The 15,522-nt window shown below is 48.1% G+C and carries 10 protein-coding genes; 3 read left to right on the top strand and 7 right to left on the bottom strand.

The window, feature by feature from the left end; genetic code table 11:
* Positions 1-86: 86 nt before the first annotated feature.
* A complete protein-coding gene (murB, locus tag ACMA1I_RS21765; RefSeq protein WP_337070600.1) occupies positions 87-1,103 on the bottom strand; it encodes a UDP-N-acetylmuramate dehydrogenase in 1,017 nt (338 codons plus the stop codon).
* 917 nt (positions 1,104-2,020) lie between these two features.
* Here murB and ACMA1I_RS21760 point away from each other — a divergent pair.
* Positions 2,021-3,217: a THUMP domain-containing class I SAM-dependent RNA methyltransferase gene (locus ACMA1I_RS21760; protein ID WP_337070599.1), complete on the top strand. Its 1,197-nt coding sequence runs from the start codon at positions 2,021-2,023 to the stop codon at positions 3,215-3,217.
* Between the two features lie 74 nt (positions 3,218-3,291).
* Here ACMA1I_RS21760 and ACMA1I_RS21755 read toward each other — a convergent pair whose 3' ends face one another.
* From ACMA1I_RS21755 to ACMA1I_RS21745, 3 genes are all read right to left on the bottom strand, one after another.
* Positions 3,292-3,852, bottom strand: a complete 561-nt coding sequence (locus ACMA1I_RS21755; RefSeq protein ID WP_337070598.1) for a sugar O-acetyltransferase — start codon at positions 3,850-3,852, stop codon at positions 3,292-3,294.
* Between the two features lie 101 nt (positions 3,853-3,953).
* Positions 3,954-7,133 (bottom strand): AsmA-like C-terminal region-containing protein, encoded by a 3,180-nt coding sequence (locus tag ACMA1I_RS21750; protein ID WP_337070597.1) that lies wholly within the window; start codon positions 7,131-7,133, stop codon positions 3,954-3,956.
* Positions 7,134-7,528: 395 nt separating this feature from the next.
* Positions 7,529-8,737 (bottom strand): MFS transporter, encoded by a 1,209-nt coding sequence (locus ACMA1I_RS21745; RefSeq protein WP_337070596.1) that lies wholly within the window; start codon positions 8,735-8,737, stop codon positions 7,529-7,531.
* 224 nt (positions 8,738-8,961) lie between these two features.
* Between ACMA1I_RS21745 and ACMA1I_RS21740 the strand changes: the two genes are divergently transcribed.
* The gene (locus tag ACMA1I_RS21740; RefSeq protein ID WP_337070595.1) at positions 8,962-9,912 is read left to right on the top strand and encodes a hypothetical protein; all 951 of its coding nucleotides are present in this window, start codon (positions 8,962-8,964) and stop codon (positions 9,910-9,912) included.
* Positions 9,899-10,585, top strand: coding sequence for an ATP-binding cassette domain-containing protein (locus tag ACMA1I_RS21735; protein ID WP_337070594.1), 687 nt, complete (start codon positions 9,899-9,901; stop codon positions 10,583-10,585). The genes ACMA1I_RS21740 and ACMA1I_RS21735 overlap by 14 nt, the downstream gene beginning before the upstream one ends.
* 242 nt (positions 10,586-10,827) lie before the next feature.
* Here ACMA1I_RS21735 and murA read toward each other — a convergent pair whose 3' ends face one another.
* The 3 genes from murA to ACMA1I_RS21720 form a co-directional block, all read right to left on the bottom strand.
* A complete protein-coding gene (murA, locus tag ACMA1I_RS21730) occupies positions 10,828-12,132 on the bottom strand; it encodes a UDP-N-acetylglucosamine 1-carboxyvinyltransferase (protein ID WP_337070593.1) in 1,305 nt (434 codons plus the stop codon).
* Between the two features lie 5 nt (positions 12,133-12,137).
* Entirely contained in the window at positions 12,138-12,824 is a 687-nt protein-coding gene (locus ACMA1I_RS21725) for a DUF4290 domain-containing protein (RefSeq protein ID WP_337070592.1), read from the bottom strand.
* Positions 12,825-13,023: 199 nt separating this feature from the next.
* A complete protein-coding gene (locus ACMA1I_RS21720; RefSeq protein ID WP_337070591.1) occupies positions 13,024-15,267 on the bottom strand; it encodes an ATP-dependent helicase in 2,244 nt (747 codons plus the stop codon).
* Between the last annotated feature and the right edge of the window lie 255 nt (positions 15,268-15,522).

The raw sequence follows: 15,522 nt of genomic DNA, 5'->3' as shown, positions 1-15,522 counted from the left end.
TGTAAGGTTTAGAGATGATTTGCTATACTATTATTTTCAGAATAAGTTTACCCTGCTGCCGTTGAACCTGCTGTAGTTGGTTAGCGCTATAAAATATTTACCTCCGGGTGCAGTTCAATGCCAAACCGGGCCTTTACAGACTGGATGATCTCATGGGCAAGTGCCTGAATTTCGCCTCCATTCGCGCCACCGTAGTTTACCAGCACCAGTGCCTGGCTTTTGTGCACGCCGTAGTTCTCTATCACTTTTCCTTTCCAGCCACACTGCTCAATAAGCCAACCGGCCGGGACTTTTACGGTAAGGTCTGAAACAGGGTAGGCTGGAATAGAAGGGTATGTTTGTTTAAGCTGCTCGAACTGGAGCAACGGTATTTCCGGGTTCTTGAAAAAACTGCCTGCGTTGCCAATTTCTTTAGGGTCTGGCAGCTTGCTCTGGCGTATAGCGCACACAGCCACGCTCACATCCTGAATGGTGGGTGCGGCTACTTTCATTTCCTGCAGCACGTCTTTTATAGCACCATAAGAAGTGTTGAGGGTATGGTGCTTTTGCAGCCGCATGGTAACGGAGGTTACCACAAACTTTCCTTTTGCCTCGTTTTTGAAAACACTGTCACGGTAGCCAAAGCGGCAGGCTTCGAGGTCGAATATGTAAGGCTCGCCTGTTTCTAACTCCACTGCCTCCAGCTCATGGAACACATCTTTCAGCTCCACGCCATAAGCTCCGATGTTCTGAAGAGGGGCAGCACCAACAGTACCCGGAATGAGAGAGAGGTTCTCTAAGCCTCCTAACTCCTGTTTCAAAGCAAAGAGAACTACATCGTGCCAGGCTTCGCCGGCACCGGCTTTAAGAAAGGCCGTCTCTTCGTCTTCGTCTACAATCTCCAGGCCTTTAATCTGGTTGTAAAGAACAACGCCATCAAAATCCTTGGTAAATAAAATGTTGCTTCCGCCGCCTAAAATAAGCTTTTCCAACCCGGCAAGTTCAGGGCTTTGCAGCACCTCCTGTAGCTCGGCCTCCGTTTCGAAACGGGCAAAGTATTTGGCTTTGGCGTCTATTCCGAAGGTATTATATGGCTTCAGAGAAAAATCAGACTGGATGTTCATAGATAAATGTTTACTGCAAAGATATAAGTTTGGAGAAACGATAAGCGGTTTTCCTGTAATTAGCGGCCTTCTGTTTACATGCTCCTGCTGTGTTGCCTGTTGCAGGCTTATTGGCAGAAAGGTAGTAGCAGGTGTTGAAAATTAGATAGATATAGGGTATCTGACATTTACTAGTTAACGCCTGCACCCTAAGTTTATTTGCCACCAAGTTAAATATACGAAAAACAGCATATAAAAGTCGACCCCGGGCAGAGACTGCCGGGGTTTTTCACTCTTAGTTTCGTTTTTAGAATCAAAGCCTTTCCTTCTTGGCCTAAAGTGAGGAGGTGCTCGAGTATACCTATTAGGCGTCAGGAAGTTAGTGTGTGCAGCTTCTAGTAAAATGCGACCTTTCTCAGGAGTGGCTACAGGTTAAACCCTTAGCACGGTAGAGCCTAAACCAGCTATGGAAGGCCATTTTCATTACCAGAATTTAAACCTGATGTCAAAAGCCGATCACTTCACTGGCTAAATTGTTTCAGTATTTTTTGGAATGCAGATACTGCTTAGGCATCAGCCAACCTTTTTTCATTCATACTCTTCGCTCACTGGCGCTCAGATTCTGCTAATGAAAATGGCCTTCCGTAGGCAGTTTGGCCAAATAGGGAACTAGGCAAATGGCAGATTCTTAAACTTTATGCCAGTGTAGCGGCTTTCTGTGTGATCAGGTATTGGCATGAGTTACAGCAGCATTGACAATGGCATAGGATGTTCAGCCTGTGCACAGCGCTGTGTGTGAAAATTAGCAACAGGAGCAAAATTAGAAATGCCTGACTGGGTTTTCTGTAGAGAAAAAGGAGTGGGGGACCTTATACCACAACAAAGACTTAGAAGTGAAAGTAAAAAAGTGCAGTTTTGTACTGCATAACACAGATACTATGGCAAAACCTAACCCTAACGGAAACTTTAATATAATCGCCACCACTCTTACTGGCCTGGAAGAGGTGCTGGCAGCTGAACTGGCCGAACTTGATATGGAATTTATCAAGGTCGGAAACCGGGCTGTAACTTGTTCCGGAAACCTGCGCCAACTGTACGAGGCCAACATGTGGTGTCGCACTGCTATCCGCATCCTCAAGCCAATCCGCAACTTTAAGGCCCGCGATGAGAAGGATCTGTATCAGCAGGTTTCTAAAATTAACTGGAGCGAGTATTTAAGGCTGGAGCAGACTTTTGCCATAGATGCTGTAGTTAGCCATTCTACCTTCGAGCACTCGCTGTTTGTGGCGCAACTAACTAAAGATGCCATCGTGGATCAGTTCCGGAAAGCTACCGGCGAGCGGCCGTCAGTAGACCGCATTCGTCCGGATATTCGCATAAACCTGCACATGCACGAGAACATGGTCACCATCTCCCTTGACTCTTCGGGCGACTCGTTGCACCGCCGCGGCTACCGCGAGCAAACAAACGTGGCACCGCTAAACGAGGTGCTGGCTGCCGGCATTATCGGCTTATCTGGTTGGGACAAAAGATCGGCCCTGGTAGACCCAATGTGCGGCTCAGGCACCTTGTTGATAGAAGCAGCCATGATGGCACAGAACCTGGCACCGGGCCTCTTCCGCCGCGACCCCTTCGCTTTTGAGAACTGGTCCGACTACAACGAAGACCTCTTTAAGATGGTATGGAAAACGGCCGAAGCTAAAGAACGGCAGGAACCGCAAGCCACCATTATAGGCTATGACATAGACAGCGACTATGTGCAGGCTGCCCGCGTAAACATAGCAAACGCCGGATTAGAAAAAGTCATCAAAGTAGAAGAGGCTGATTTCTTTCAGACCAAAGCTCCGTCAGAACAGGGTGTGCTGGTGGCAAATCCGCCTTACAATGAGCGAATTGTGTCTGATGACATCAATCAACTGTACAAGCAGATTGGAGACACTCTAAAGAATAACTACCAGGGATTTGATGCCTTTATTTTGACAGGTAATCTGGAAGCCGCCAAGCACATTGGCTTACGCACCACCCGCCGCACCCCCTTGTATAATGGCGCCATAGAATGCCGCCTGCTTAAGTACGAGCTGTATAGGGGCAGCAGAAGAGGGGGAGCAGAAGAAACAGAGAATATAAAGCCTTAAACACGGAACAGGCGTAAATCCTGCGGTGACATTAGCCGGGTTTACGCCTGTTGTAAACAAAACCGAAGTGAGACTTAAGCAGGTAGCTCTTTTATAATGCGGCAAGGGTTACCAGCTGCAAATACATTGCTGGGAATACTCTTAGTAACCACACTTCCTGCTCCTATAGTAGTGTTGTCGCCAATGGTAACACCGGGGCAAACTACCACGTTGCCACCTAACCAAACATTGTTGCCAATAGTGATAGGCGAGGCCAGCTCAGGCCCTTTGATGCGCTCCGAAGCAATTACAGGATGGTAGGCTGTATAAATCGCCACATTGGGTCCCATCATCACATTATCGCCTATAGTTACGGCTGCACAGTCCAGAATAACGCAGTTAAAGTTCATGTACAGGTTTTCGCCTGCATAGATGTGGTTGCCGTAGTCGCAGTAAAACGGAGCCTGAATCTCTATTTTTTCTCCAAACGAGCCAAGGAGCTGCCGCAGCAGTGCGTCTTTGGCTGGTACATCATCGAACGGTATTTGGTTGTACTGCTTCAGCAGCTCCCGGGTATGCCGACGCATTTCGTATAGTTGTGGATCGTTACCAATGTACAGCTCGCCGTCCAGCATTTTTTGAAGTTCTGATTTCATAGTATAGTTGCTTAAACTGCAAGTAAGGGAAATCCTTCAGCATTTACCTATAGCCTAGCGGTTGAGGCGTTAAAAAAAATCCTGCTACTACACGAACCGTGTTATCCTCTTTTCTTATCTTTTCCGAGCGTTATTTTATAATCATCGGCATTTCCTGAAACGTTCAGGTTCAGAAACCGCACACGCTTGTCTTCGTTTCGATATACAATTTCGTCGACCTGGTCCGGGTCTACTTCTTCTTTGCTTTTACCGCCAAACAAGGTTTTAAACCCAACCTGAGTCACCAGCCCCAGAGGCACCCTTATGAAATAATCCATGTTCAGGTCGAGCGACTGCTTGCCAGACATTTCGATAAAGCCTAATGAGGAGTTTATTTGCATGCTGGGGATGTCTAATACCCCTTTTTTTAGAGAAAAGGTGTTTTGCAGCGTGTCGAAGCGAACCAGGTTCAGGTTCTTGTCTTTAAAGTAGTCGGAGAGGGCCAGCATGGGGCTAAAGTTCACCAAGCTGCCTTCTTGTACGGTAACAGCCAAGGTAGCCTCAGTCTCTGCCAAAATGGGTGTGAGGTCGGGGTGCATTCTTACCGTGCTACTGATGGTGCCGCTGAGCTTACCATGCAGGTTTTCGTTCACCATGTAATCCTGCCCGAAATTATCGAACTTCAGCATGAGCTTGTCCAGATCAAGGTTATGGGCAGCGATGGTGCTTTTAAAATAGATTTTGGCAGGATTGGAGCCATTAAAATAGCCGCTCATGCCTGCTTTGCCACCGGCTGCTCCTAGTTGTAGCGTATCTACATACAGGTAGTGGTTCTCCTGCAGGCGCATGTTTGCTCGAAGATTCTGTAAAAAAATATGGTGGTAGTTCACTTTTCTCAGCTGCGCCTGAACGCGCATGTCGGTAAAGGGTACCTCAAAAATATTGAAGGCTTCGGCATGTGCTGCTTCCTGCTGTTTTTGCCCCGGCGACTGTGGCTGAGTATTGTAATTCATGAGCTCGTCCAGGTCGAGGTACCTGGAGTAAATGGCCAGCTGGTTATGGCGTTTCCGGAGGATAGGATCGAGCCCGGTGTAGTAGGTGAGGTTTACCTTAAAGTCGCTTTTTCCTACCCGACCGCTCAGGTTTTCTACCTGTAACCGCTCGTCTTCGTAATGCACCCGACCTGCAACCTTTTCGAGCTTGAGCGGATGAATTTTTAACTTTCCTTCCAATTTATCTACCTGCAGGTCTGCCGACTTAAACACGCTGTCGTAGTGCAGATCCAAGCGGCCGTGCAGCTTCAGCTCCTTTATTTCTTCGTGGCGGTAATCTTCGGGCAGGTAGTTGTTGCCTTTGTAGCTCAGCAGGTCCTGCATCTTCAGGTTTTTGGAGCTAAAGTCAAACTCAAACCGGGTGTCACCTGTTTTTACCTCCTGAAACCACTTGGGGTAGTTGTTAAGCAGGCCACTAAAATGAAAATCGGAGGCATCTATCTGGCCACTGAAATCTTTTAACTGCAAGGCTTTGTCTGTAATGATGACGTCGGCATGGAAGTCGTGGAAGGAGTGGGGGTAGTGCTTCAGTTTGGCAAAAAAATCGTCTATGAAAAATTCTCCCCTTGGCAGGTACTCATAGTTTAGCAGGTTTTCAGTAGAAGTTACAAAGGCCAGCTTAATGGCGAAATCTGTTATTTCTTCGTCTGTTATAGCTACGAGCTTAGTGTCGTGCTGCAAGAGTTGAGGAATATTGATTTTGCCGGACCGGGCCTGCAGGTTGAATGTAATGGGCTTAGTCTGCTGATGGAAAATTGCAGGCAGGTCGTTTAGCTTCCCATTCAAGGCAAAGTCGGAGCCGGCAATTTTAAAGCGCAGAAAGTCCAGGTTTACGGCCCCTTGCTGCATGGTGGCGTGTGCGTTCATGGCGGTAATGGGGTGGGGGTAACCCGGCACCTGAAAGCTCAGGTTCTTTACCGTCAGCTCACTTTCGATTCCTTCTTTCAGTTTGGAGAGGCTTTCGTTTGGCTTATCGATGTGGATGAGTTCATCAAAATTCATGTCGAGCAGCACCTGGCCTTTTAGCTTCTGCAACCCTTCCACACCCAGGAATGCGCCTAAAAATTCCAGGTCAAGATCAGCGTTAAGATTAACGGCAATCTGCGGATCTGCGAAATTCTGGATGAACAGTCTACCTGTAAAAACACCTTCGTCCGGCTTGGCATACATTTTCTCGAGGCGTAGCTCAGAGGTTTCGAGGCTGCGGCCCTGGCCGTTGGTGTAGGTGCCCACAATTTGCATGTCGTCGACTTTCTTGTTCACCGCCTTGTTTAGGAAATAGGCGTTTTCGCAGCCAAAGTCTACGGCAATGGCTGGCGTATGCCCATTAGACGCTTTGCCCTCTACCTTCCCTCTAAAGTAAATATTGCCCTGGTTCTCGTAGCGTCTTAGCTCGGTAGCCAAGTCATTAGGTGCAAAGGCTATAAAAGTGTTAAAATCAGGTTTTTCTGCTGTAAAGTCGAGGCTTAGGTTTAAGTCATCGTCGAAGTCTACCGTGCCTTTCAGCCCAAAAAGCGACTCTTCCAGACTGAGCTGACTAGGTGAAATCAACAGCTTCTGTTCCAGCTTATCGTAGTCCAGCGTCAGGTCCAGAGCCATGTGCTTGTTGTTAAAAAAGGTATGTTCCCCGTTTTTGTCGATATCCAGGATGAACGCCGACTCCACATCAGTAAATAGATGATCCGCCCCTTTTCTGATGGAAGCCTTCAGGTGCTGGAGGTGCCCATAAATGACCTTGTTCGCCGCTTCGTCGGCATAAGACAGTTCAAAATCCTGTAGCACGAGCTCTTTCAGATCGAAATAAAAGTCTTCTGAACTGGTCGTGTCTGTGCTTTGCTCTGTCAGGCCTTTTGCCAGCAGCAGGTTAATGTCGCCATTGGCATGCTTTACCACGTCCAGGTGGCCTCCTTTTATTTTCAGCCGTTTTACGTGGTACTTGCCGTTCAGGAGGTCGAGCAGGTCGAAGCCGGCATAGAGGTCTTCTATTTCGTAAAGAGGTTTGTTGCTGGCCGACTTGGTGCCGTAAAAGGCAACCTGGTGCAGATCGATAGACACGTAGGGGAAATTCTCAAAGAGCGAGACGAAGCTGTCTTTTACCACCAGCTCTCCATCAAAGTTCTCGTTAATGGAGGCAATGACTTTCTGCGTAATTTGCTTTTGGTTTCTATACACCACCATGCTAGCAGTAACAAGCAGGACAACAGGCAGTAATAAGATGAGAGTTAAAGTAATAATTATTTTGTTTCTCATAACGAGGGATGGGTAACAGGAGGCATTCTTGAAAAAGAGTTGCTTTATAGAGAACAGTTGTCGAACAAATTTCTTGCCTTAAAGGTCTACTTTTTTAACTCAATATCGGATTTTTCTTGAATATGGAGAGGTTAACTTTTGCTGTTGGTGCTGCAGAACCCTGGCTCTGAGCTGCTACAGCCTGCAAAGCTGGCAGCAAAACCAAGGAGAGAATGTGCCGTCTGATTATTTAAAACAACAAAAAATAAAATACCAGCCGCTGAGGTAAAGCCTTAGGCAGCCAACTGATAATGGTGCCAAAATTATTCAGATGAAATTCTCCTTCCAGAGCCCTTTAGATAAAAATAAGCCAAGGGTTTCTTGTGCAGCATAGTAGGCTTAAAGCGAATTTAAGCTTAAGCCAATAGCTTTTTCTTGTGCTTTCTGGCAAAGAAGAGGTGCACCAGCAAAGCCAGCGATGAGAACACAATTCCCACCAGCACCACACCGTTCCATTGCCACAACTGCCAGGCCTGGCTGGCAAGCAGGGTTCCGGTGGCGCCTCCAGTGAAGTAGGTAACCATGTACACGGTATTGAGGCGGTTGCGTGCGGCCGGGTTAAGGGAAAAAACCAAAGTCTGGTTGGCGATATGGGTAGCCTGCAGCCCCAGGTCCAGCAGTATTACGCCTACTACAAGGCCCACCAGGCTGTGGCTAAATGTGCCGAATAAGACATAGGATATGATAATCATTAGGGTGGTGGCGGTAATGATGTGCCGGGTATTCACCTTGTCAGCCAGCCTGCCCATAACCGAAGCCATGATGGCACCGCCGGCACCTACCAGGCCAAAAGCTCCAGCCATTGCGCTTCCTCCATTAAACGGCGGCTCTTCCAGCAGAAACACCAGGGTGGTCCAGAAGCCGCCAAAGCAGGCAAAGGTTAAGGCTCCCCTTGCTGCGGCTAACCGTAGTACTGGTTCCTCCTTCACCAGCGACACCAGGGAGGTCATCAGGCTTTTGTAGCTGCCTTTGTACTCGGGGTGTACTTCCGGGAGCAGAAAGTAAAGCGCAACGCCCAGCACTACCATCAGACCGGCTGCAATCAGAAACATAGCCCGCCAACCCAGGTGGGCACCTACAAAACCACTTACCGTACGCGACAGGAGCACGCCTATAAGCAAACCACTCATAACAGTGCCTATGACCTTGCCTCGGTTTTCTGGGAGCGCCAGTTGGGCCGCCATAGGTATAAACAACTGCGGCACCACCGAGGTAGCGCCAATCAGCAAACTGGCCAGCATCAGGGTGTAAATATTATTGGCAAAAGCCGCCAGCAGCAGTGACAGGATAACGAGTATTAATTCTGTGATAATCAGTCGTTTCCTGCGAAACATGTCACCTAAAGGTATAATCAGTAACAAACCTATAGCATAGCCTACCTGCGTGAGCATAGAGATTATGCCTGCCTTGGACTCCGGCACCTGAAATGTTCTGGCGATATCGCCAAGCAGTGGCTGGTTGTAGTAATTATTTGCCACCACAAGCCCGGAGGAGATCGTCATCAGCCAAAGCGTTAGGGTGGTGAGGTTAGGGAGGCTGGAGGTAGGAGTAGAGGTGTTGCGCATTCGTCTGTGTGGAGTTAGATAAATGATGTGGCAACAAAGGTACGGAAGAGAAGAAGGAATAGCTGGCTCTTTTCCGTGAAATCCCTCCTGCCTTTGCAAATTTAATCTTTGTTAAAAGAGACGACACACATGGCTCCTGAAAAGTCCCAGGTAACATGCTACAGGGCGGAACGATTATAGGAAGGGGTAAAAATGAATTTTTTCTTATATTCGTTGTAGAGCGTATGGAAGTAAGGCAACTCATTACGGTACGGTGGCGGCAGCTGAGCAGAAGCCTGGAAGGGCTCTCCGTGTTCCATTGGCTTCTCTTTGTTGTGATTTCTTTTGGGCTACTTGCGGCCTTGCTGCAGGTGCTGATGAATAAAACAGGGGCGGCTATAGTAGCCGCTGTGTTTTCAGGCCTTATCCTGTCGCTCCACCTAAGCCGCAGCGACAGACAATTTATTCTGTTATTTGCAGAGAAGCCATTCCAGCTGTATTTCACAGAATACTTCATTGTTTCGCTGCCCTTGCTGGCGCTTTACCTGCTTGCTCCGTCGTGGTACCTGGCGCTGGTGGTGCCGGTGGCACTGGCTCTGGTCGCGCTGCTGCCATACACTTACAAACCCAAACTTTTTCAACTTAACTTCAGCAGGTTTTTGCCTGCGCATAATTTTGAGTGGCTGGCTGGTTTTAGAAAATATGGCCTGTATATCCTGCTCCTGTACCTGGTGGCACTGCTGCTGGTTCCTGTTAAGGTGCTCTCTTTGCTTCTGCTGTGGCTCATTACAACAGCAATTATGGCTTTTTACCAGGAGTGCGAGCCGTTGCAGTTGTTGCGGCTGTCAGAGCAGGAGGGGGCTTCCTTTATCAAGGGTAAACTTTGGAGCCACTTAAAGCTTTACTTGCTGCTATGTCTGCCATTGGTGCTGGTTTACAGCTTTTTTCATGTAGATCATTGGTTTGTGCCGTTTGTGTTTTTAGTGCTTTCGGGTATAAACCTGTGTTTCTTTATCTTGTCGAAGTATGCCTTCTATAGACCAGGTAAGCAGCTCCCGGGAAATAGCGTACTGGGTAGTGTGGCTATGCTTAGCAGCCTCCTGCCATTTCTGATTCTTTTGCCGCTGGTGCTGAACATCAGGTTTTATACCAAAGCGGTCGCCAACTTAAACTACTATTTGTATGATGGAGATTAACAACCTGCATGTAAGTTATGAGGGACAAGCGGTACTGCAGAACTGCCAGCTGCAGCTGTTTCCTGGGCGGGTACATGGCTTAGTCGGCCTGAACGGTGCCGGCAAAACCACCCTACTCAACGCACTGGTCGGCATTGTAAAACCGCAGCAGGGCGAAGTTCTATACAGGGGAGCAAAGCTGCAACACCGGCAGGTTGGGTACCTGGAGTCCAGCAACTACTTCTATGCTAACATCACTGGCATGGAGTACCTGCGCCTGTTCCCGGCCCGACAGGCTGACTTCGACTTGGATACCTGGCAGCAGCTCATGCACCTGCCCCTGCACCAGCTCATCGAGACGTACTCCACCGGTATGAGAAAGAAGCTGGCCCTGCTGGCTGTTCTCAAACTCGACCGGGACATTGTTATTTTAGATGAGCCTTTCAACGGCCTCGATCTGGAGGCTAGCCAGCTCCTGAAAAGCATTGTAGGGAAGCTGGGGGAGCGGCAAAAAACCGTAATCATAACATCTCACATCTTCGAAAGCCTGACCAGCATCTGTGACTTTATTCACTACCTGGACCAGGGCCGCATTGCTGAATCCCTGGGTCAAACTGAATTCCAGAACTTTGAGAATAGGCTCTTTTCTCTTATCAAGAAACGGCACGAGGAGCTGATGCTGAAAGTATTGTAAAGCTTGTGCCGGTATAGGTACTTTGTACCCTAAGATAGAACAGGTTGCTAAAGCCTCCGGAAGGGCATTTTGATTAGAAGAATTGGGTGCTAGGTGTTGTTCCTGAAATACCCTATTATAATAAGATTCTAAGCACCTGTTCTGATGCATGAGGCAAAAGATTATCCAACAGCCGCACTACCTTTAAACAGCAAAGGCAGCCCTTTTCTAGGGCTGCCTTTGCTGTTGTATCATCATAATGATTATAATCTTCTGATTTCAGCGCCAAGTGCATTTAACCGGCCATCAATGTTCTGGTAGCCACGGTCAATTTGTTCTACATTGTCTATCACGCTGTGGCCTTCTGCTGAGAGGGCAGCTATGAGTAAAGCCACGCCTGCTCTTATATCTGGAGAAGACATTCTGATACCCTTTAGTGGCACCTGCTTGTTCTGCCCAATAATAGTGGCGCGGTGTGGGTCACACAAAATGATTTGGGCACCCATTTCTATCAGCTTGTCCACGAAAAAGAGGCGGCTTTCAAACATTTTCTGGTGAATAAGGGCTGTTCCTTTAGCCTGTGTGGCTACCACCAGCGCGATGCTGAGCAGGTCAGGTGTAAAACCCGGCCAAGTATGGTCTGATACGTTCAGGATGCTGCCATCTATGTATGTGTCGATCTCGTAATGGTCCTGCGCGGGAATATAAATATCGTCGCCACGATATTCCATCTGAATGCCAAGTCGGCGGAAGGTATCGGGGATCAGCCCCAGCTCCGGGATCTGGCAATCTTTAATGGTGATTTCAGAACCAGTCATGCCAGCCATGCCAATAAAGGAGCCGATCTCGATCATGTCGGGTAGTAGCCGGTGCTCGGTTCCTCCCAGCTTTTCTACACCCTCAATAACGAGCAGGTTAGATCCTACGCCGCTAATTTTGGCGCCCATACGGTTAAGCATGCGGCAAAGCTGCTGCAGGTAAGGTTCGCAGGCCGCATTGTAAATGGTGGTGGTACCTTCTGCCAGGGCAGCTGCCATTACAATGTTGGCTGTTCCGGTTACAGAAGCTTCATCTAGGAGCATGTACACACCCTTTAGCCCATTGGTTTCTATATGGAAAAAGCTGTCGTGGGTGTCGTAGGTAAAGGTGGCGCCCAGTTTTTCAAGCCCTATAAAGTGCGTGTCCATACGGCGGCGGCCAATCTTGTCGCCTCCTGGCTTTGGCAGTTTGCATTGGCCAAAGCGCGCCAGCATCGGACCCAGGATCATAACAGAACCTCTAATGGCACGGCCTAACTTCACGAATGACTCTGTTTCCAGATATTCAAGGTTAATATCATCTGCCTGAAAGGTGTAGGTGTCGGGAGCCGAACGGTCCACTTTTACGCCCAGGTTTTGGAGCAATTCTATTAATTTGTTTACATCTACAATATCGGGAAGATTAGAGATGGTTACGGGTTCCGGGGTTAATAGTACGGCACACAGAATTTGAAGTGCTTCGTTTTTAGCACCTTGCGGAAATATGTCTCCTTTAAGCTGTTTACCGCCTATTACTTCAAATGAAGCCATTCAGTTTATTTGTTTCTGGTGTTAGAGGTTGTTCGGGTGTTTTTTCGGTTGCGGTTAGCATCGTTCCGGTCTCCACGGTCGTTGCGGTTCTGCTGCTGCGGCCGGTTATTGGTATTATCCTGACCGGACGGCTTACTTGTGCTTTCGAACAGGTTGTTGCTTTCGATGTAAGCCAGATCCATGTCCAGCTTGCCCTTAGACATTTGCCGAATATCGTTCAGAATGATGTCATCGGTAATGCTTTCTTTGTTATAAGAACGGTAAAGCGTTTTCATGAGCTTCCCTAAAGAAATAATGGCAGCATCGCGCTCAGCAGGATCTTCCAGTTCTGTAGCTCGTTCGATCAGCAATTCTACGTTGTTACCATAGTGCTTGTAACGTGGCGAGTTGAGCGGGTACTGCATCGGCTGCGGCTTGTCGTTCAGGTACTCCATGGCACTGAGCGGATAAGGAGCATCAACCTCCAGCTTTGAGCCGGACATAACGTACAAGTGGTTCCATAGCTTTTGCTGGGCATCCTGAATATCGCGGAGTTGCGGGTTGAGCTTCGCCATCAGGTTAATAAGTAACTGCGACAGGCGGGTACGTTCGGTTCTGTCTTCTATGCTCAGGATGTGGTTTACGAGGTCCTGCACATTGCGGCCATATTCCCGTAAGAGTAAATCCTGTTTAAATGTAGTACTAGCTTCCATTATTTTTTAAAATTCAAAATTAGAAATTAAAATTAGAAAATCGGGAGAATTAGAATTTAGAAATATGGTTTGGTGCCGTATGATTTTAAGTAGTACGGATTCTGAAGTGGAAGTTATGTATGTTCCTGCCAGACAGCAGACTTAAAATCCAGCTCCACCTGTTCAATTTCTAATTTTTAATTCATAATTTCTAATTTGATCAGGAATGTATGCGCAGCTTTGCAAAGCTTAGCAAGAGTGTTTTTTCGCCTACCTCATCAAAGTGGATGATGGCTTTGGTGCTGTTGCCCTGGGTATCCATTTTGGTAACAGTGCCAAAACCGAATTTAGGGTGCTCTACCTTCATGCCGGCTGCCAGGTTGGCGGTATCGCTTGGGGCAAAATCGGCGGGTGCCTGGTAGTTGCTGGCTACCTGTTTGCGAGGTGCCGGTGCTACTAAATTGCTGGCGCTTGCTTTGCGTTGCAGCACTTTTTCGAACATGCTGTTACCTTGCGTTTCTCCGTATTTAAAGTTCAGGAAGCGGCTGTCGATTTCATCTACAAACCGGCTTTTTTCGCAGGCCCGCAGGTTGCCCCACTGGTAGCGGCTGGTGGCATAAGTGAGGTAGAGTTTTTTCTCGGCGCGGGTGATGGCTACGTAAAACAGCCGGCGTTCCTCTTCCAGGTCTGCGCGGGAGTTCAGCATCATCTGGCTCGGGAAAAGGTTTTCTTCCATGCCTACAATAAACACGTTCTTGAACTCCAGGCCTTTGGCAGAGTGTATGGTCATCAGGGTTACGAACTCCCCATCATCATCGGCCTTGGTGTCGGCATCGGTAATAAGAGCAATGTCTTGCAGGAACGCCGACAACGATTTGTCGTCTTTCTCCGGGTCGTCTACATACTCTTTGATACCGTTTAACAGCTCCTGTATGTTTTCGTATCGGGCCAGGCCTTCTACAGTTTTATCAGCATATAAATCATCTACAATGCCGGAATGCTTCGCCACATGTTTGGCAACTTCGTAAGCATCGCTGTTCTCGGCAATGCGGGCAAAGTCGCGTATCATAATGGAGAAGTTCTCGATGGCGGTGCCTACCCGGTTACCCAGGAAACTGCCGGCATTCTGCACCACTTCCCAAACGGTGTGGTTGGTATCGTTAGCGGTAACAAAAATTTTCTGCTCCGTGGTCTCGCCAATGCCGCGTTTAGGGTAGTTGATTACCCGGCGCAGCGCCTGCTCATCGTTCGGGTTCACCGTCAGGCGCAGGTAGGCAATGAGGTCTTTTATTTCTTTGCGCTGGTAGAAGGAGAGGCCACCGATAATTTTGTACTTGATGTTCATGCGGCGCAGCGCCTCCTCCATTGCCCTCGACTGTGCGTTGGTGCGGTACAGAATGGCAAAGTCATCGTAGGAGAAGTGGTTGTTCATCTTCTCCTCAAAAATGGTGGTAGCCACTAATTTGCCTTCTTCGTTGTCGGAGTTGGCTTTTATAACCTCGATAAGCGGGCCTTCCTCGTTATCTGTAAAAACATCTTTGCGCAGCTGGGCCTGGTTATTTTTGATAACGGAGTTGGCAGCATGCACAATGTTTTTGGTAGAGCGGTAGTTTTGCTCCAGCTTAAACACCTGCAGCTCCGGGTAGTCGCGCTCAAAGTTGAGGATATTCTGAATGTCGGCTCCCCGGAAGGCGTAAATACTCTGCGCATCATCGCCTACCACCACAATATTTCGGTTTTGAGCAGCCAGCTTCCGCGTGATCAGGTACTGCGAGTAGTTCGTGTCCTGGTACTCGTCCACCATTACATACTTGAAAATGTTCTGGTACTTATTCAGCGCATCAGGATGGTCTTTGAAGAGCACGTTCGTGTTAAAGAGTAAATCGTCGAAATCCATGGCGCCCGCAGCAAAGCAACGCTTCTGGTACATTTCATAGATCTTCCCGATTTTAGGGCGCATGGCTGCCTCATCGTCTGCCTGAATGGTAGGGTCGTTGAGGTACTGGCGCACCGATATCAGCTTGTTTTTGGCAGATGAGATACGGCCCAGCACCACGTTTGCCTTGTAGAGCTTATCGTCGAGGTTCATCTCTTTTACGATGTTGCGGATCAACGTCTTGCTATCGTCGGTATCGTAAATGGTAAAGCTCTTGGGATAGCCGATTTTGTCGGCCTCTGCCCGCAGAATACGCGAGAAAACGGAGTGGAACGTGCCCATCCAGATGTTCTTCGCCTCGTTGCCAATTACTTTCTCAATCCGGTGCCGCATTTCTTTGGCAGCTTTGTTCGTAAAAGTAAGGGCCAGTATGTTAAACGGATCCACGTTCTGACTAATCAGGTGGGCGATCCGGTAAGTAAGTACTCTTGTTTTGCCTGAGCCTGCTCCGGCTATAATCATGGCAGGTCCTTCTGTATGAAGCACTGCCGCCCGTTGCGACTCGTTTAATAAACTTATATAATCCATTTCTTCTCTTCCGCGTGCGTCTTAAAAATCAACGCAATTTACGAATACTAATCCACATTCAGAATGCCCACACCAGAATTAGAAACAAGCCCTGCGACTTTCCCTGATTATTCTAATGAAAATGCCCATTTATTAAAGTGTATTCTGATTAATTGTTATTGATTTTCCTAAAGGAGGTTCGCAGGTTGTGTAAACCACAAGCGACCATCATAATTCTGTCACGGGCATTCTGTACGCGTAGCCTTATTTTCTCTT

The sequence above is a fragment of the Pontibacter sp. 13R65 genome (assembly GCF_047525655.1).
Lineage (GTDB): Bacteria > Bacteroidota > Bacteroidia > Cytophagales > Hymenobacteraceae > Pontibacter.
Note: the sequence above shows the minus strand (reverse complement) of the source record. Positions and strands in the feature narration are given on the sequence as shown.

What these genes read in the sequence shown, in the direction of transcription:
- ACMA1I_RS21735 (WP_337070594.1), top strand. Translation starts at nt 9,899, where the DNA reads ATGATGGAGATTAACAACCTGCATGTAAGTTATGAGGGACAAGCGGTA.
- ACMA1I_RS21745 (WP_337070596.1), bottom strand. Translation starts at nt 8,737, where the DNA reads ATGCGCAACACCTCTACTCCTACCTCCAGCCTCCCTAACCTCACCACC.
- ACMA1I_RS21750 (WP_337070597.1), bottom strand. Translation starts at nt 7,133, where the DNA reads ATGAGAAACAAAATAATTATTACTTTAACTCTCATCTTATTACTGCCT.
- ACMA1I_RS21725 (WP_337070592.1), bottom strand. Translation starts at nt 12,824, where the DNA reads ATGGAAGCTAGTACTACATTTAAACAGGATTTACTCTTACGGGAATAT.
- ACMA1I_RS21720 (WP_337070591.1), bottom strand. Translation starts at nt 15,267, where the DNA reads ATGGATTATATAAGTTTATTAAACGAGTCGCAACGGGCGGCAGTGCTT.
- ACMA1I_RS21755 (WP_337070598.1), bottom strand. Translation starts at nt 3,852, where the DNA reads ATGAAATCAGAACTTCAAAAAATGCTGGACGGCGAGCTGTACATTGGT.
- murA (WP_337070593.1), bottom strand. Translation starts at nt 12,132, where the DNA reads ATGGCTTCATTTGAAGTAATAGGCGGTAAACAGCTTAAAGGAGACATA.
- ACMA1I_RS21740 (WP_337070595.1), top strand. Translation starts at nt 8,962, where the DNA reads ATGGAAGTAAGGCAACTCATTACGGTACGGTGGCGGCAGCTGAGCAGA.
- murB (WP_337070600.1), bottom strand. Translation starts at nt 1,103, where the DNA reads ATGAACATCCAGTCTGATTTTTCTCTGAAGCCATATAATACCTTCGGA.
- ACMA1I_RS21760 (WP_337070599.1), top strand. Translation starts at nt 2,021, where the DNA reads ATGGCAAAACCTAACCCTAACGGAAACTTTAATATAATCGCCACCACT.